We start from the raw sequence: 17,982 nt of genomic DNA, 5'->3' as shown, positions 1-17,982 counted from the left end.
ACAACGCAAGAAAGATACCATGAAAACGATACGACTTTACCAAAATACACCTTTTGCTGAGGGTAAAACAGCTGAATTAAATAGTGATAATAGTCACCATTTAAACAAGGTTTTACGTTTTCCAGTCGGCAAAAATATTACAGTATTTAACGGTGACGGTTTTGATTACAAAGCGTTAGTTCAAGATGCCAAAAAAACAACCAGCCTTAAAATCATTTCTAAAGCAAAAAACAATTCAGAATCAACATTAGATTTAACTCTCGCTCAGGGGATTGCAAAAGGTGAAAAAATGGATTTTTTGATCCAAAAAGCAGTGGAATTGGGAGTCACAAGAATAATACCAATGAAATTAGAGCGTTGCGTTGTTCGACTAAGAGATGAAAAAGTTCAAAAAAAAATTGATCATTGGCAAAAAATTGCTAACCATGCCTGTGAACAGTCAGGTCGTTCAGTCATTGTCAGCGTGTCTGATCCAGTTTCGCTCGAAGGGTTATTAGAAGAAAAGGGCCACAATGGCTTTGTTTTGCACCACCGAGCAGAAATCGGCCTCAGTCAAGTGCAGGAAACTTCAAATGCAACTATATTGATTGGGCCAGAAGGTGGTTTGACCGAAAAAGAAGTTAGTGATTCTGAGTTTGCGGGATATCAGTCAGTCCATATTGGAAAGAGGGTTTTGAGAACAGAAACTGCTTCTCTAGCAGCGATTGCTAACATGCAGTTATTATGGGGGAGCTAAAAGGAAATAAAGAAAGTCCTAGTCAATGTTGCCTAGTTCTTGACTGAGCTCCCGTGCACGGTCGTAGGCTGCTCTTGTTGCAGCTGCAACAATCCCTTCAAAGTTCTGATCTTGAAAGGTTTCGATTGCTGATTGCGTAGTTCCATTTGGTGATGTAACTTCCGCACGAAGTGTGCGCGAGTCTTTGCCAGAGTTAGTCGCCATGATGCTTGCACCCAGACTGGTTTTGATACTCAAAGCATCAGCTGTATCTTCATCTAGACCCAGGGCCATAGCGGCCTGCTTCATGGACTGCATCATTAAGAAAAAATAAGCGGGTCCACTGCCTGAAATCGCTGTAATTGCATCCAAGAGGTTTTCCTCATTGACCCAAAAACATTCTCCCACAGCAGATAACAACAAGTTTACTGATTCTTTTTGGATGTCATTGACGAGTTCGTTCGCATAAAGACCTGTGACTCCAGACTGAAAAAGAGCAGGCGTGTTAGGCATTGTTCTAACGAGTGCAAAGTCACCGCCAAGCCATCGATTAATATCTTTACTTTTGATGCCAGCTACAATTGAGACAAAGAGTTGATCTGATGAGGCTTTATTTTTGAGCTCATGGCAAACCACAGAGAGCACTTGAGGTTTAACAGCAAAAACGACAATATCACTATTAGTTAACAATGAGACATTGTCAGGTTGGACAGTCACTCCTAGTTCAGAGCTGCGTTTTTCTAGAAGCTCAGTATTGGCGTCACTAACATTAATATTCTTGGCTTCAAAACTATCACTCAATAGCCCCTTAATAAGAGCATAGGCCATATTGCCAGCGCCAATAAATCCAATGACTGTTTTGTTTTCCATATAAAATATCTTTGTTTTCAGTGCTTAATTCAATTCTACCAAAGTTGCAATAAATATAGAACATTAATGACAATATTTCAGCCAAAACTAGTAATGATTGATGTCGACGGAACTTTGGTCGATAGCGTCCCTGATTTGGCTTATTGTGTTGATCAGATGATGGTCGCTCTGAATATGCCATTAAGAGGAGAAGATACAGTTAGGCATTGGGTTGGAAATGGCGTCCCTAAGTTGGTGGAAAGGGCTTTGACAGGTGAATTGGATGGCTCTCCAAGTAAAGAGGCGTTCGATAAAGCTTATCCAATTTTTTTAGATTTGTACGCCCAAAATTCATCCGTTAGGTCCACTCTTTACGAAGGCGTAATAGAAGGCTTAGAGTATTTAAAATCTAAGGACTACCTTTTAGGTTGCGTTACAAATAAAGCCGAGCAGTTTACTCATCCATTGCTAAAATCTTTAGGGATTTTTGACTATTTTGGGGTAGTTATTTCAGGTGACACGTTAGAAAAAAAGAAGCCAGACCCAATGCCACTGATTCATAGCGCTGACTTTTTTAATGTTAAGCCCAACGAATGCCTAATGCTGGGCGACTCAATTAGCGACGTGAAGGCCGCTAGAGCAGCAAATTTTCAGATTATTTGCATGTCATATGGATACAATCATGGCAACAATATCGCTGATGAAAATCCTGACCTCGTAATCGATTCAATGAAGCAATTGCGAGACTACCTATAGTGAATATTGAAGAAAATCATATCTGGCACCCTTATGCCAATATCCCAAACAAGGTCCCAACATACCATGTAGAGAGTGCAGAAGGGGTATACCTTAATTTCAAGAATGGAGCGCGCGTTATTGACGGTATGAGTTCTTGGTGGTGCATGATACATGGCTACAACAACCCCTACATAAATGATGCCATTAAGTTTCAGATTGATCAAGTGTCCCACGTTATGTTCGGGGGTCTGACTCATCAACCAGCCATTGACTTATGTGAAAAGCTAATTAATTTGACGCCCAAAGGCTTAGATAAGGTGTTTTTTGCCGATTCGGGCTCTGTCTCAGTTGAAGTGTCTTTAAAAATGGCCATTCAGTACTGGCAAAATAAAGGCCATAAAGAAAAGTCATATTTTTTAACGCCCAGGGGTGGTTACCACGGCGATACTTTTGGCGCTATGAGTGTTTGTGATCCCAAAAAAGGTATGCATCACCTTTTTAGTGAGGTTTTGCCAAAGCATTACTTTGTTATGCAGCCTAAACATCATAACACTGATGAGGCGCTCTCTGATTTGGAGTCTAGGCTAAGTAAAAGCCATAAAAAAATTGCGGCCATGATTCTTGAGCCAATAGTTCAGGGCGCCGGAGGAATGAATATTTATGATGAAGATTACCTGAAAGGCGCTAGAGTATTATGTGACAAGTTCAACGTCCTAATGATTGTTGATGAGATAGCCACTGGGTTTGGGCGAACAGGCAAGTTCTTTGGCTGTAATCATGCAAATATTTCTCCAGATATTATGTGCGTTGGAAAGGCTTTGACAGGCGGCTATATGACAATGGCTGCTGCTATAACTAACAAAGATGTTTCCGAAACAGTTGGCGTACTAATGCATGGACCAACCTTTATGGCGAATCCTTTGGCCTGTTCTGCAGCGATTGCAAGTATTGATCTTCTTTTAACTAGTAACTGGAAACAAAGAGTCACCGAAATTGAATCGATTTTAAGAGATCAATTGATGCCCCTTAAGAATCATCAATCTATACTTGATGTCAGGATTATTGGTGCAATCGGCGTAGTAGAGTTCAATGAGGATTTGGATATGAAAAAAACTCAGGAGGAGCTGATAGAGTCAGGTGTTTGGCTCAGGCCTTATGGAAAGTTGCTCTACACTATGCCACCCTTCGTAATATCAGACGAAGAGTTGCTGGCTATTACTCAGGCTATGCGTAAGATTGTTGGCGACTCGTTAGAGTAATTTATCTATTCAACAGGATCAATGTCAACAAACCATCGTACTGATGAGCTTACCTTGATAGTTTCTATATGCTGATAAAAAGTCTGAATTAATCTGCGAAGCTGCCCCCTATCTTCTGATTGTAAGTAAAGATTAAAGTAATAGTAGTCTGATTTCCGTTCAATGACTCCAGGAACTGGACCCCAAATTTCGACTGATTCAATCTCAATACTATTAATTAATTGAGCAACTTCGTTCAAAAAATTCTCTGCTAAATTTTTGTTTTTAGCATTCGCACAAATCAATGCTTGATGAGCAAAAGGCGGCAGTTTAGTATCTTTGCGCTCCAGTAAAAGAGTTTTGGCATATTCAATATAGCGCGAATCTTTTACGAAGTTGAATATCGGATGATTAGGATAACGGGTCTGTATATTGACCTCTCCTTTATATTGCCCTCTTCCACATCTTCCTGAAACTTGAACTAGTAGTTGAGCTAGATGTTCTGTGGACCTAAAGTCAGTTGACATGAGTCCAACATCAACATCTAAAATACCCACAAATGCGAGGTTAGAAAAGTCATGACCCTTGGCAAGCATTTGAGTTCCGATAATGATGCAGGGCTCACCTGAGTTGATTTTTTTTAAGTGAGTCGCAAAAGCTTTTTTCTTGCGCGTAGTATCTCTGTCAATTCTGATGACTTCGGTACTCGGAAAGAAAGATTCTAGGTTTTCTTCCAGCCTTTCGGTTCCATAGCCCAGAATTTTGAGCTCCTGACTGCTACAAGAAGGGCACGAAGATTCGGGAGATTTTTCTAATCCACAGTGGTGACACTTGAGTCGATTAATACTCCGGTGATAAACTAGCCTTGAGTCACAACTGGTGCACTCTGACTGCCAACCACACTCTGTACAATAGTATATTGGTGCATAACCTCTTCTGTTGATGAATAGCATGACCTGTCTGCTTTCTGAAAGGTGATGCTTTATTCTGGCAATGAGTGGCTTTGATAATGGCTCTGAAGGTTGGCTTCTCATATCTATTAGATCAACGCTTGGCATTATTGCTTCGCCAGGGCGAGAAGTCAGAGTTAGTCGAGCGAGCTTTTTTTCGATCACATTTTTTAAGGTTTCTAAAGAAGGTGTTGCGGTTCCGAGTATGAGTGGAACGTTGGCCAATTTAGCTCTCATAAAGCTGAGGTCCCTAGCAGAGTATCGAAAGTTTGATTGTTGTTTAAAGGAGTTGTCGTGCTCTTCATCCACAATCACGAGTCCAAGATTAGGTATAGGTGTAAAAATAGCAGAACGAGTACCAAGAATAACTTTTGCATCACCATCCTTTGCCAACAGATAAGCATCTTGTTTTTGCGTGTCATTGAGTTGGGAATGAACAGCCACAACCCGACCCTCTATTCTCTGTTCAAAACGTGAGATCATTTGAGGGGTTAGCCCTATTTCAGGAACTAAAACAAGAACTTGCTTTCCTTTTTTTAAAAGTTGCTCCGTGATACTGAGGTAGACTTCGGTCTTGCCACTCCCTGTAACGCCGTGTAGCAAAAAGCCATTAAACTCAGATGAACTCTTAAGCACTTCAGTAATCGCAAAACTCTGCTCATTAGTTGGCTTTATATCAGTTGATGACATCTTGACTTCGGATTTACCCGGCTTTTTGATCAGTGCTGGCTTACCATTTCTCAAGTTTTTTGGTATCGCATTGGATAGAACTTCGCCAATTGGGTGGTGATAATAGTTAGCAGACCAAGATAAGAATTCAAGAATTTCCTTTGATAAGAGTGCTTCATGATCTATTACTTCTTCAACTTCCCTCAGTTTTGAAAAGCTGCTTTTGTCCTTGTGAGAGAGAACAATGCCTGTCACTTTTTTAGATCCAAAGGGAACTTTTACTCTTGAACCAATGCACACTTTTTCTTTACACAAATAATCAAACGTATTGTGCAATGGAACCGGAATTGCAACTTCAGTGATTTGCATCAAATAAAAAAGTTTTAGGGATAAAATAGCTATTTTAGCAATATTAACTTGCCATGGTAGTTATTCAAAATATCATTAATGATTCAAACGTTGACGAGGATAGTCTTAGCAAGGTATGCCAAGATTTTTTAAATGAAAATGCTTTAGAGGACTCAGAATTATTGATTCGTCTTGTTTCTCCCGTTGAGATTCAAGTTCTTAATAAAGAGTACAGAGATAAAAATCAGGTTACCAATGTACTCTCTTTTCAGAGTGACATTCCAGATGAGGTCGAAGAGTCAATACTTGGTGATGTTGTTATTTGTGTCGACGTAGTGAGGGAGGAGGCACTATTTGGCAACAAAAAATTTGGTGATCACCTTACTCATATGGCAGTTCATGGCATTCTCCATTTGCTTGGACATGATCATGAAGATATCACCTCAGCAAATAAAATGGAGTCAATAGAGATTGATTTTTTAGGCAAGCTTGGCATCAGTAACCCTTACATCTAGAGCTATCTTAGCTAGTCATTAAAAGCGTTGCCAGTTTTATTATGTTTTCTTCTTGCGGGTTGTTTTTTCTGTAAATGACGCCAATATCTCTTTTAGCCTTAGTGGATTTTAGGTCTATATTTATATTCGGATAGTGACTCAGTACTCCAAAATCAATTGCCATTCTTGGTAAGAAGCTCACTCCAATATTCGTATCCACCATTGCAACAAGTGTTGAAATGCTTGTGCAAGAAAAGTTGGATATGTGTTTGGTGGAAATTTCGTTGTTTTGTAAAATGTGGGAACGAAGGCAATGACCTTGTTCAAGCATTAATAAGGAGCCATTATCAATTTCTTTTGATTTGCGATTTTTGTGTTGAATAAAATAGATTGGGTCAGCAAAGACTCGATAACTCTCAATATAATCTGGCAATTCATAGGGGAATGCAAAGATTGCAAAATCGATTTGAGCTTGATCAAGATATTTAAGTAAGTTTTCACTAGTATCCTCTTTGAATGAAACTCTAAGTTTTGGATGCGATTGAGTGATATTCGACAGAAAGGTTGGGAGTATATATGTAGAGATTGTTGGAATAACACCGATAGTAATTTCAGACTCAAAAAAATCTATTTTTGAAGTGCTCACCAATACATTCATCTCTGCCAAAACTGACTCCGCTTGCTGGGTAACACGATTTCCAGCTGATGTAAAGCGAACATTTTTATTGTCCCGCTCAACTAGCTTGACTTGAAGATCATTTTCAAGTTTTGAAATTCCGGCACTGAAAGTCGAAGCACTGACAAAGCACTCCTTTGCCGCGTTAGAGAAGTGATTCGTTTTTTTTAGTGCAACGAGGTACTGTAAATTTTTAATAGAAGGTGTCATTTTTATATTCGTTTTTAACGAATATAATATACAGTATTATTCAATTTAACTTTATATAAATGAATGGTATGATTGTGGCTCATTTAAACAATCGGAGGTAAAAATGAATTTAAGTGGAAGTAAGACTGAACAATCATTAAAGGATGCATTTGCTGGAGAATCTCAAGCAAATAGACGCTATTTATATTTTGCAAATCAATGTGACGTTTTAGGAGAGCCAGATATGGCAGCTCTTTTCAGATCAACTGCTGAAGGTGAGACGGGTCATGCCCATGGCCATATGGAGCACCTAATTGAAGGTGGAGTGGGCGATCCAGGTACTGATATGCCAGCCAAGGAAGTCAAAGACATGCTTGCAAGTGCGGTTCATGGTGAAACTCATGAGTACACTGACATGTACCCAGGTATGGCTAAAACTGCTAGAGAAGAAGGATTTGATGAAATTGCGGACTGGTTTGAAACCCTAGCGAAAGCTGAGCGTTCTCATGCTAACCGCTATCAAAAAGCATTAGATAGTATGTAAAGTCACTGCTACCATAGATATAGTCTGTGGTAGCAATAAACCCTTAAAACTAATTCAATATGTCTAAATTTAAAGAAGGCAATTTAGAGGCTCCCACTCGTTACCCTCTAAATTGGAAAGATAAAGATTTTTATGATGAAGATTCTCTCAATAATGAACTTGAGAGGGTTTTTGACATTTGTCATGGCTGTAGACGATGTGTAAGTTTGTGTCAGTCTTTTCCAACACTATTTGACTTGATTGATGAGTCCGAAACGTTTGAGGTGGACGGTGTCGATAAGGCTGATTATAAAAAAGTTGTTGACCAATGTTATTTATGTGATCTGTGCTATATAGCGAAATGCCCTTATGTGCCGCCACATGATTTTAATGTTGATTTTCCGCATCTGATGCTTAGAGCAAAAGCTATACAGTTTAAAAAGGGCGAAACTAAGTTATCACACAAGGTGCTAACATCGCCCCAAAAGGTAGGGGCAATTGCATCTAAGCCAGTCATATCTCCTGTGGTCAACTGGTCAAATAAAAACAAAACTCTCAGAAAGGTCACTCAAAAGGTACTTGGTGTTCATGAGGAGGCAGTTGTGCCAACTTATCACTCCAAAAGGTTGTCAAAGGTTTTTGTTGAAGAGAGCTCTGATAGTCAATTTAAGGTGGCAATTTTTGGAACTTGTTATGGTGAATATAATGATCCAAAAACAGTTATTGATTTGGTCGATGTATTGAGACACAACAATGTTGAAGTCAAGCTGATCAAAAAGACGCAGTGTTGTGGAATGCCCAAAATGGAGCTTGGAGATCTTGACTCAGTTGTCAAATATGCCAACGAAAATATTGACCCATTAATCGAGTTAGTCAATGAGGGCTTCAAGCTTATCGCACCTATACCATCTTGCGTCTTGATGTTTAAGAATGAACTACCAATGATTTTGCATGATAATGAAGACATTAAAGCCATCTCTGAAGCATTCTTTGATCCATTTGAGTATCTATCTTTACTGATTGAAAATAATCAGTTTGATGATAAATTTAAGGCAATTGATAAAGAGATTCTTTATCAAGTGGCATGTCATCAAAGAGTCCAAAATATTGGGGCACACACAAAAAAAATCTTGGGATTAATTCCTGATTTAGATGTCAATATTGCTGAAAGATGTTCTGGCCATGATGGCACCTATGGAGTGAGAAAGGAAACACATACTTACTCGGTAAAAATTGGAATGCCGGTTGCAAAAAAAATTAATGACACTACCGATCTTGTTGTCAGTGACTGCGTCATGGCAGGTAACCATGTTGCTCACATTGCTTCACAAGACATAGAGTCAATTCATCCAATTAGCTTGGTGAAGTTGGCTTATGGTTTATAAATAAAATCTGAGGAAAATAATAATGCTAGAAAGACAAGACCTATTAACTCTTGAAGAGTATGCAGACAAGCGCTCATCTATCCGCCAGGAAACAATTCAAGTTAAAAAGCTTAGAGAGGTTCACCTGGGTAGTCACATCAGAATGATATTTGAAAACAAACAAACAGTCCAATATCAAATTCAAGAGATGCTTCGAATTGAGAAAATTTTTGAATCAAGTGAGATACAAGAAGAGCTTGATGTATACAATGCGCTCGTACCCAATGGCTCTAATCTGAAGGCCACAATGATGATTGAATACCCGGATGTTGCTGAGAGAGTTGTAGCTTTATCAAGGCTCATCGGTGTTGAAAAAAGTATTTATTTTCAAGTAGAGGGTCACGAAAAAGTCTTTCCAATTTGTAATGAAGATCTAGAAAGAGAAACCGATGTAAAAACTTCAGCAGTCCACTTTATGAGATTTGAATTTGACCAAAATATGATTGCTGATTTTGTTTCTGGTTCCAAAGTAAAGGTTGGGTCTACGCATTCAAACTACGATTATGAAACCTCATTAGATTCAAAATCCCAAGAGGCATTAAGCGAAGATTTTAAAAGCTAAACATCAGTCAAAACTTCAGACATTTCGCCTATAGATTCCATGGCTTTGAGTTGACCATCAACATAATACATTCGTAATTTATCTCTTTCCCAGGGCGGAATGTTTGATTCCTGAAGAACTTTTTTAAGTGAGCTCGAGTGATCTTTGCCTTTGAGTTTTACACGCTGTCCATCTTTTCTGAAGCGAACTTCAAGATTTGATATGTGCTGTAGTTTTTTAAAATATGGGCATTGTAATTTCACACCTTCATGCTCAGTATCAAAGAAATACAATTCTCCGTTATAGCGCCTTACTTCATAACAGTGCCATTTTAAAAGGACTTGTGCATCACTTTTAGCACTCATCACTGTGAGTAGCTCATCAAGTACTTTATTTGAAGGCATCAAAAAACCTCTTTGATTGATATAGAATCTAAGGACATTTGTAATTCTCTCAGATGACAGTTTAATCAAATGATTGATTTGAATTTTATTATCAACTATGAGATTAAATCTTGCTATATCAATCTCAGCTAAATCATGCAAAAGAGTTAATGCTTCAGCCTGATGAGCAGCACTTCTCGAAATATTTTTGATTATACTCTCAAAGCTATTTTTCAACTTAGGAATCAGCTCAACTCTTAATAAGTTTCTTTTGAATTGAGTGTTGTCATTACTGTCATCTTCTACCCATTGCAAATGATGAGATGCCGCGTATTCAGAAATTTGTTGTTTACCGATATTTAACAGGGGGCGATATAAATATGCCTGACCAAAGCTTTTTAATTTTGGCATTGAGGCAAGACCTGCAACTCCACTGCCTCTAAATAACTGTAGCAGTAATGTTTCAGCCTGATCATCTTGATGATGTGCAGTGCAAAGCACTTCATTCTTTGATAAATTAGATTTTAGTGAATTATAGCGACTTATCCTGGCATTTTCCTCGATATTAGATGATTTTTTAATATTTATATCGATACTCTTGAAGTTTATATTGTTATTCTTACAGAGCTCAAAACAGAATTTGGACCAGTCATCACAGAATTTAGAAAGGTGATGGTTAATGTGAATAGCTCTTACATTTCCAGAGTAGTTTGAGCAAAGGTAATGAAAGAGAACAACAGAATCAATTCCACCACTTAAGGCAATAACAATTTTTTTGCCTACTAAGTAGGGATCTTTATTCGCTAAATCTTCCAAAGCTTAATAATTTTTCATGCCTATCTTCTAAAAGCTTCTTAATTGGTATTTCTGATAAGTTTTTAAGCTCTTTAACCAGTGCTTTTTTGAGAAATTTAGAGGCTTTCTCTGGGTCTCTATGGATTCCACCCAAGGGTTCAGGAATAACTTTTTCAATTAGTTTATTTTTCTTTAAATGTTTACTTGTTAACTTAAGTGATTCAGCAGCAATTGGCGCCTTTGAGGCATCTTTATAAAGAATTGAAGCGCACCCTTCAGGTGAAATGACAGAATAAATACTGTATTCAAACATCATCATGGTGTCGCATAGTCCAATAGCTAGGGCCCCTCCAGAACCACCTTCACCTATGACGACAGAAAGAATTGGAGTCTTAAGCGTAGACATTTCGAATAGATTTTTAGCAATTGCCTCACTCTGACCTCTTTCTTCAGCTCCAATTCCTGGATAGGCCCCTGGCGTATCAATAAAAGTAATTACTGGTAAGCCAAATTTTTCTGCCATCTTCATAAGCCTTAGCGCTTTTCGATAACCTTCAGGTCTAGTCATTCCAAAATTATGATAGATTTTTTCTTTTGTAGATCGACCTTTTTGTTGACCAAGAAACATAAATGTTAGATCGTCAATTTTTGCAATTCCACCAATTAAAGAATGGTCGTTTGCATAAGCTCGGTCTCCACATAGTTCAGTAAATTCATCAAAAATAGTCTCAATATAGTCTAATGTGTATAGTCTTTGAGGGTGCCTAGCTAGTTGTGAGATTTGCCAATCAGTCAGTGATGAAAAAATTTTCTTAGTTAAGAGCTCGCTTTTAGCCTTCAGAGATTCCATCTCTTTTGCAATATCTGCATCATCTTTGATACTTTCAAGGGCATCAATTTTTTCTTCAAGTTCTGCAATTGGTTGTTCAAAGTCTAAGTAGTTTAAGTTCATTTAATGCACTAATAGAGGTAAAAAATTTAATGATAATTATAGCAGATGCAATGTTTATAATCTTGCAATGGATTTCCTTACCCTACTTTCTCTGATGATTGCCACTTTCGTTTATGCAATTTCACCCGGCCCTGGTTTATTTGCAGTGTTGGCGATTTCTACTCGATTTGGACCAATCCCTGCAATTTGGGTTTCTATAGGCCATACAGTTGGTGATATTATTTATGTAGCTCTTGCAATGCTAGCTCTCAATGCATTGGCTGATTTGATTAATGAGAGTATGCTCTATGTTAAGATCCTTGGGGCATCCTATTTAATATTTATTGGGTATCAACAATTTCGCTCAAAAGGAATTAGCTTTGAACCTTCCAGTAAAAAGAGTTCAGTCATAAAGCTTTTAATAGCTGGGTTTGTTGTTGGAGTAACTAATCCAAAAACAATTATCTTCTATCTATCCTTCCTTCCAATTTTTATAGACTTAAATAACCTGACTTTAAATACTGAAGTTCAAGTGATAGTAGCAATTGGCTTAACTGTTTTTTTTGTTTTAAGTTTGGCAAATATTTTAGGTGTTAGACTAAGAAGCTATATTGAAAATCCTGATAGCATCAGGAGGATAAATCAAGTGACTGGCGTGACTATGATTCTTGTTGGTGTTTTTGTCGCACTTTATTGAATAAAAAAAGGATGTAGATGTTTCAATCTGAAAAATCAATGACGCTAATTATGTTCCTTGTTCCATTGGTATGGGCATTGTCAGGAGTTTCAGCAAAATATCTGTCTTTCTATATCAGTGAGGATGAGGTGGTCGTCTATAGATTTTTTCTGTCCGCGCTTTCAACATTCCCTTTGCTTTTATGGATGAAAATTCCTATAAAAATAAGTTTAAAAAACTTTGTGATTTGCATTCTTTTGGCTTTTTTTCTGATCGGAAACTATAGAACCTACTTCATGGGGATGCAGAGGGGTGCGGTTGGTTTAGGCGCTGCTTTAGTAACCGTTTTAATTCCAATTTTTGTTTATGTCATGATGATTTTTTCCAAAAAATCAAAACCTATTTTGAAGGATTGGCTCGCACTGACAATTGGAGCAATAGGTGTCGCTTTAATGCTTAATCTGGAACAAATGAATCTTGATACACTTGTAAGTGGGGGTAATATTTATTTTGTATTGGCTGCTCTTACCTATGCAATGTTCACTGTAGCTGCCTCTTATATGAAAAATATTCATGTTCTGACTATTAATCTTTATGTCTGTCTTATAGGCTTTTTGATTGATTGGAATTTATCTTATGATAGTAATCATCTTTTCACATTATGGACTATGGATTTTATATTTTGGATTAATATGCTTTTCGTATCATTTATTGCTGGAACTGCGATAACAGCACTCTACTATATGGGCATTAGAATTATTGGCTCAAAAAAGAGCTCCGCTTTTAGTATATTAACTCCATTCTTTGCAATCGCACTGGGCGCAATTTTCTTTGAAGAAATGATTACTATAAAAAATGCAATTGGGATCTTAATGGCTGTTTCGGCTCTCGTTGTCCTTAACGATTTGAAGTTAAAAAATATGATCCCTTTTCAATAATTATGAGTATAGATAAATTATGGAAATAAGTATTTTTTTAGTCCTTGGCTTTACTCTTTTCATTTTTGCAGTGACCCCAGGTCCTGGGACTTTGGCACTTCTCTCTATTTCAACGTCAAGAGGCCTAGCCTCGGCAATATTCTTTTCTCTCGGAATGACGCTCGGTGATTTGTCTTATTTAACCATTGTCATTTTTTCTCTAAACGCCCTCGCTGATTTGATTACGCCTGTTACAAATGCGATCCAATACTTTGGTGCCTGTTACTTATTTTATTTGGGCTACTCCCAATGGAAGGCTGGAAAATTTAGTATGAGCAATGATATTTCAGCTCAATCTCATTTGAAAGAACTTTTGATGGGCTTTCTCTTAGCTGGAACTAATCCAAAGGTGATGATTTTTTATTTATCTGTTCTTCCATCTTTGATTGATCTCAATCAAGTTAGCTTATCTTATGGATTGAAAATCGTAGCTACGGTTGCTATTTCACTGTTGTTCGGTTTATTATTTATCGGTATTCTAGGAAAAAAATTAAGGCAAATAATAAGTAGTGAAAAAATGGCCATGAGAGTGAACAGGACTTTTGGGGTAATTATGATTGGTGTTGGCTTAAGCCTTTTTTACTTTTAAACAATGAATTATTGACTTTCAGCATCAATATCGCGGGTCAATAGATCTGCCATGATTGCAGTTCTCATGTCATCAGAAAAATCAAACCAATCAAAAATTTCATTCATGTGACGTTTGCAACCCACACAGAAATTGTTCTGATTGTATTTACATATACTCACACAAGGGCTTTTGATTTGTTTTAGTCTGGCTTGTTCACTCATAACTTATTTTTTTGAGAAGCATTTTAGTATAGTTGTCATTTACGAGCGAAGTTTTTCATTATCGTTATCGTATGCAGCATTCAGAGAGACATGACAATTTCGAGTTCCCAGAGATGTTTCTACTCTGAGCGCCTTTCCTTCAGAGCAGTGGCTCGGGTTGAGGTAGGCAAAAGCGATACTATGGCCAACTCTATAGCCATATGCACCACTTGTGATTATTCCGCTAAGTTCATCTCCATCAAAGACAGCCTCGTTTCCAAAACATTCTGCCGGAGTTTCATCATCAAATATCAGGTACGCTAATTGAGTTTTAACTCCATCAGATTTACGTTGTTTGATATTGTCAGAGCCAATAAAGTTTCGACTCAGATCAAGAAATCGATCCATACCAGCTTCGAGCGCAGAAATCTCTTCAGTAAACTCAGCTCCATATGCTCTATACATTTTCTCAAGCCTCATGCTATTAAATGCCAGACCACCAAAATCTCTAATGCCAAAAGTCGAGCCCATTTCAAATAAAGATTCATAGATAGAGATTAACTGCCAGCTAGGCATATGGAGTTCCCAGCCCAATTCTCCAGCATATGAAACTCGCATTGCAAAAACGTCTGCCGAGTCAATTTTTACAGTTTTACAACTGAGCCAAGAAAACCCATTATTGCTGAGATCTTCTTGAGTGCATTGGCTCAAAACATTTCTGGCTTCAGGCCCAGTTAATAGAATTCCACCCCAGTCTTCAGTTAAATTTTCAATGGTTACATCTAGACCATCCACATTCCATTCAAGCCATTGATAGTCTTTGACTTCAGATCCAATGGCACCCATTAATAGGAATTCTTCTTTACTAATACGACTGATTGTTTGCTCTGCCATAATGCCTCCTTTCGGAGCATGAAAAAGTGTCAAACCAATTCTTCCATCCTTTGCGGGCAGTTTGTTGCAAGACAACTTGTCAAGAAAATCAAAGGCATCTTTACCAGTGATTCTAAATTTTGCCGTACCACTGATGTCGGTAATGCCACAAGAGTTTTGAACTGCTTTGCACTCCTCTTTGATGGCTTCATGTGCTTCAGTGTGAGCCCAGGATAAAGTCTCACCTCTAATCTCATCTGTTGCAAACCAAGAAGGTTTTTCAAAGCCAGTATTGACTGTATGTATAGCGCCTTTTTGACTCAACAAAGTATGAAGAGGACTTACTCTAATTGGTCTTCCATGAGGGCGATTTTCGTTTGGCGCTGCATAGGCGTACATGCGTTCATATGATTCAATTGCACGTGTTGTGCAATATTTTTTGTCAGCCCATCTATCAAATCGACGACTATCAAGCGAGGCCATATTGAGCTCAGTTTGACCATGAACCATCCATTGAGCTAAATATTTACCAATTCCACCTTGAGCAATTCCAATACTTGCGCCGCAGAGATTCCAAAAGTTCTTAAGTCCTTTCGCAGGTCCAACAAGAAGATTATCGTCAGGAGTATGTGTGATTAATCCATTAATTACAGTATTGATTCCAACTTCTTTAAAGAGAGGAAAAATATCCATACACCTTTCAAGCCATGGCATGAGCCTCTCTAAATCACCTTCAAAGAGCTCGCGATCAAATGACCAATCAACTCCATCAAGCGCCCAAGGTTTAGAGCCTCTAGTTTCATATGGACCAATTAAAAATCCATTTCCTTCCTGCCTTATATATGAGGCCGCAATTGAATCGCGAGTTACAGGAAGCTCCTTTGAAAGAGCTGCAATTTCTGGATGGCTATCAGTAATCAAATATTGATGTTGAAGATTAACCAAAGGGACATAGGAGCCAACCATTTCACCAACCTGAGGAGAAAAACAACCGCCAGCATTGACCAAATGCTCAGCAATAATGTTGCCTTGCTCAGTGACCACTTCATATTCACCAGATTGGAGAACATTAATATCTAATACACGATTGAAGTTGCTTACCTCTGCGCCAGCTTTTTTTGCTAATTGAGCTAATTGTGTGACAACAGTCGTCGGGTCAACATGACCGTCATTTGGCGTATGTAAAATATTTCTTGCCTTCGTAAAATCCATCATTGGATTGATGATTGATGCTTCTTCTTTAGAGACAAAATGCATTTCACAGCCAACGTGATTGGCGCGACTAAGGATGTTAGTGAACCACTGCTCTTCAACTTCAGTGTAGCCAACCCTTAGAGAGCCAGTCTTATGAAAAGATGACGGGAGCCCTGTTTTTTCAGGGAGGATTTCGTCATACAGTTTAATTGTATACTCGTGAATATTGGACAGAGTGTGATTGCCATTAAAGTTAGGACAAAGCCCAGCAGCATGCCAGGTAGAGCCACTGGTGAGTTCACCCTTTTCGATTAGAACAACGTCAGTCCAGCCTTCTAGTCCAAGGTGATACATTAGATTTACACCTAACGATCCACCACCAATGATGACTACTTGAGCATGTGATTTCATAATACTATCCTTGTCTAAAGTGGCTTACGACCAATGTTCTTTCTACTTAATTTAATATTGAATTTATTTCTTATTTTTTGATCTACATCATCACTGATATGACTAGGAAAATATTCAGATAAAATTTCATTTTTTTGCTGGATTGCTTTTTCCAAAATAACCGGTTTTCCCATATCAGCCCAATCATTTGGACTATCTCTATCGCTCAGTTCAGGATAGATGTATTCACTTTGCATCACATCAATTGTTTGTTCTGAGCCTAGATAATGTGCCTTATCGTTTAAACAAACATCTTTGATAGTTTCAAAGCACAGAGACTCTTCGCTATCATCACTAAAGCCTTTAGTCATTCTCATGGAGGCTCCAAGTAAATCATTATCTAATAGGAGGCTTTCTGGACATGTACCAAGTAAGCTTGCATACATCCCAGCAGATTCATATACGATATTCGCTCCTGCAATCGCAGTGACAGCATGAGTTGATGCTCTTTCAGATCCAGCCTGGAAGTCAGGAAATTTTGAGTCAGTCATTCCGGCTGGTGTTCCAGTAGGCAGATTAAAATGATTTCCCATTTGCGCACAAGCAGCTGAAATCAAGCCTTGCTCTGGAGAGCCGCCACACATTGCTCCAGTTCTAAGATCGGATACAAATGGCCATGTACCAAGAATAGCAGGAGCTCCTGGTTTAATTGCATTCACATAAACTAAGCCACCAAGGCATTCAGCCCATGCCTGAGATACTACCCCTGGTAATAATGGTGGCGCGGTAGCACCAGCCTGGCCAGCTGACAAAAGTAAAATAGGCATACCACCCTCAACCCCAACACGTACACACTCCAATGATTCTTCTGCAAATTTCATTGGCGGAACTACATGACAGTTGCTCATACTAATAAAAGGTCTTTCTCTCCACTTTTCCTCACTCCCAGCAATCATATGAAGCATCTCTAGGGCATCAGTTACATGTTTAGATTCTGTAAAGCTAACACCAGCATGTTTTTCAGTTCCCATCGCAACACAATAAACTGAGTTTTGATCCATCTCTCTTGGGCTAGCAATATCTCTTAGAACGCAAGTTCGTTGAAACATATGAATATGCTCACACTTATCGGCGATTCTTGCCATGTCGTATAAATCTTGACTCTCAGACTCTCTGTATTCATTGTTTTCAGGATCAGCAATAAGAACTGCAGCACCAGCAGTTGAAAAATGAACTCTAGATCCACTGAGATCTAAATCATGTTTTGGCGATTGACCAAAAAGCGTTAGATTACTTTGCGAAAGATTGATTGCCTTGTCAACAATTTCTTTGGACATTCGTAACCTTCCATCGTCTCCAAGTGTTGCTCCAAAAGCGACACAGGTTTCAATACAATGGGGAGTTGCATCACCAAATCCAACCTCTTCAAGAATTCTATAGATATTGGCTTCAATATCCCCAACCTGTTTGTCACTTAAGGGTTTGTATCTGCCACCTATTTCACCTGCATTGACAGGTTTTTCTTCTTCTTTTAGTGGCGCATTTCTTAGAGCAATTCTAGCTTCTCTTCCACCTGATTTTCGTCTAGTCATGTTCGTAGATTGAGTTTATGTATAAACTGCATTTTGATACGAAATT

General features: G+C 38.3%; 18 protein-coding genes. 10 read left to right on the top strand and 8 right to left on the bottom strand.

Annotated features, from left to right (window positions below):
* The first annotated feature begins 19 nt into the window (after positions 1-19).
* Positions 20-736, top strand: a complete 717-nt coding sequence (locus tag ACMAZA_RS08370; protein WP_435188660.1) for a 16S rRNA (uracil(1498)-N(3))-methyltransferase — start codon at positions 20-22, stop codon at positions 734-736.
* An 18-nt stretch (positions 737-754) separates the two neighbouring features.
* On the opposite strand, the gene proC is transcribed toward ACMAZA_RS08370, so the two are convergent.
* Entirely contained in the window at positions 755-1,585 is an 831-nt protein-coding gene (gene proC / locus ACMAZA_RS08365; protein WP_435188659.1) for a pyrroline-5-carboxylate reductase, read from the bottom strand.
* 66 nt (positions 1,586-1,651) lie between these two features.
* Between proC and ACMAZA_RS08360 the strand changes: the two genes are divergently transcribed.
* Both ACMAZA_RS08360 and bioA read left to right on the top strand, forming a co-directional pair.
* Positions 1,652-2,320, top strand: coding sequence for a phosphoglycolate phosphatase (locus ACMAZA_RS08360; protein WP_435188657.1), 669 nt, complete (start codon positions 1,652-1,654; stop codon positions 2,318-2,320).
* Complete coding sequence (bioA, locus tag ACMAZA_RS08355) at positions 2,320-3,561, top strand: adenosylmethionine--8-amino-7-oxononanoate transaminase (RefSeq protein WP_435188655.1); 1,242 nt, start codon at positions 2,320-2,322, stop codon at positions 3,559-3,561. The genes ACMAZA_RS08360 and bioA overlap by 1 nt, the downstream gene beginning before the upstream one ends.
* Positions 3,562-3,566: 5 nt before the next feature.
* On the opposite strand, the gene priA is transcribed toward bioA, so the two are convergent.
* A complete protein-coding gene (priA, locus tag ACMAZA_RS08350) occupies positions 3,567-5,528 on the bottom strand; it encodes a replication restart helicase PriA (RefSeq protein ID WP_435188653.1) in 1,962 nt (653 codons plus the stop codon).
* 53 nt (positions 5,529-5,581) lie between these two features.
* Between priA and ybeY the strand changes: the two genes are divergently transcribed.
* Complete coding sequence (gene ybeY / locus ACMAZA_RS08345; protein ID WP_435188652.1) at positions 5,582-6,022, top strand: rRNA maturation RNase YbeY; 441 nt, start codon at positions 5,582-5,584, stop codon at positions 6,020-6,022.
* A gap of 7 nt (positions 6,023-6,029) precedes the next feature.
* On the opposite strand, the gene ACMAZA_RS08340 is transcribed toward ybeY, so the two are convergent.
* On the bottom strand, positions 6,030-6,887 hold the full coding sequence (locus ACMAZA_RS08340) for a LysR substrate-binding domain-containing protein (RefSeq protein WP_435188650.1): 858 nt from the start codon (positions 6,885-6,887) through the stop codon (positions 6,030-6,032).
* A gap of 103 nt (positions 6,888-6,990) precedes the next feature.
* On the opposite strand from ACMAZA_RS08340, the gene ACMAZA_RS08335 reads away from it, so the two are divergent.
* Genes ACMAZA_RS08335 through ACMAZA_RS08325 form a run of 3 tightly spaced genes read left to right on the top strand, consistent with a single transcriptional unit; the run spans position 6,991 to position 9,375 of the window.
* Entirely contained in the window at positions 6,991-7,410 is a 420-nt protein-coding gene (locus ACMAZA_RS08335) for a rubrerythrin family protein (RefSeq protein WP_435188648.1), read from the top strand.
* 59 nt (positions 7,411-7,469) lie between these two features.
* On the top strand, positions 7,470-8,774 hold the full coding sequence (locus ACMAZA_RS08330; RefSeq protein ID WP_435188647.1) for a (Fe-S)-binding protein: 1,305 nt from the start codon (positions 7,470-7,472) through the stop codon (positions 8,772-8,774).
* A gap of 22 nt (positions 8,775-8,796) precedes the next feature.
* Entirely contained in the window at positions 8,797-9,375 is a 579-nt protein-coding gene (locus tag ACMAZA_RS08325; protein WP_435188646.1) for a DUF3501 family protein, read from the top strand.
* Here ACMAZA_RS08325 and tilS read toward each other — a convergent pair.
* Both tilS and ACMAZA_RS08315 read right to left on the bottom strand, forming a co-directional pair.
* Positions 9,372-10,553, bottom strand: a complete 1,182-nt coding sequence (gene tilS, locus ACMAZA_RS08320; protein WP_435188644.1) for a tRNA lysidine(34) synthetase TilS — start codon at positions 10,551-10,553, stop codon at positions 9,372-9,374. The two genes, ACMAZA_RS08325 and tilS, sit on opposite strands and share 4 nt — an antisense overlap.
* Entirely contained in the window at positions 10,534-11,484 is a 951-nt protein-coding gene (locus tag ACMAZA_RS08315) for an acetyl-CoA carboxylase carboxyltransferase subunit alpha (RefSeq protein ID WP_435188642.1), read from the bottom strand. Before ACMAZA_RS08315 ends, tilS begins: the two co-directional genes overlap by 20 nt.
* A gap of 67 nt (positions 11,485-11,551) precedes the next feature.
* Here ACMAZA_RS08315 and ACMAZA_RS08310 point away from each other — a divergent pair, with 67 nt between their 5' ends.
* From ACMAZA_RS08310 to ACMAZA_RS08300, 3 genes are read left to right on the top strand one after another with little or no spacing between them, the layout of a single operon-like run.
* On the top strand, positions 11,552-12,160 hold the full coding sequence (locus tag ACMAZA_RS08310; RefSeq protein ID WP_435188640.1) for a LysE family translocator: 609 nt from the start codon (positions 11,552-11,554) through the stop codon (positions 12,158-12,160).
* Positions 12,161-12,177: 17 nt separating this feature from the next.
* Positions 12,178-13,077: a DMT family transporter gene (locus ACMAZA_RS08305; protein ID WP_435188638.1), complete on the top strand. Its 900-nt coding sequence runs from the start codon at positions 12,178-12,180 to the stop codon at positions 13,075-13,077.
* 19 nt (positions 13,078-13,096) lie between these two features.
* Positions 13,097-13,705, top strand: a complete 609-nt coding sequence (locus tag ACMAZA_RS08300) for a LysE family translocator (protein WP_435188636.1) — start codon at positions 13,097-13,099, stop codon at positions 13,703-13,705.
* An 8-nt stretch (positions 13,706-13,713) separates the two neighbouring features.
* Here the strand turns inward: ACMAZA_RS08300 and ACMAZA_RS08295 are convergent, their stop codons facing one another.
* From ACMAZA_RS08295 to ACMAZA_RS08285, 3 genes are read right to left on the bottom strand one after another with little or no spacing between them, the layout of a single operon-like run.
* On the bottom strand, positions 13,714-13,908 hold the full coding sequence (locus ACMAZA_RS08295; protein WP_435188635.1) for a DUF1289 domain-containing protein: 195 nt from the start codon (positions 13,906-13,908) through the stop codon (positions 13,714-13,716).
* A 39-nt stretch (positions 13,909-13,947) separates the two neighbouring features.
* Positions 13,948-16,365, bottom strand: coding sequence for a GcvT family protein (locus tag ACMAZA_RS08290; RefSeq protein WP_435188633.1), 2,418 nt, complete (start codon positions 16,363-16,365; stop codon positions 13,948-13,950).
* Between the two features lie 14 nt (positions 16,366-16,379).
* Positions 16,380-17,936 (bottom strand): trimethylamine methyltransferase family protein, encoded by a 1,557-nt coding sequence (locus ACMAZA_RS08285; RefSeq protein WP_435188631.1) that lies wholly within the window; start codon positions 17,934-17,936, stop codon positions 16,380-16,382.
* Between the last annotated feature and the right edge of the window lie 46 nt (positions 17,937-17,982).

The sequence above is a fragment of the Pseudothioglobus sp. nBUS_23 genome, from assembly GCF_051201565.1.
Lineage (GTDB): Bacteria > Pseudomonadota > Gammaproteobacteria > PS1 > Pseudothioglobaceae > Pseudothioglobus.
The sequence above is the reverse complement of the archived record's forward strand: the minus strand, read 5'-3'. Positions and strand labels throughout refer to the sequence as shown.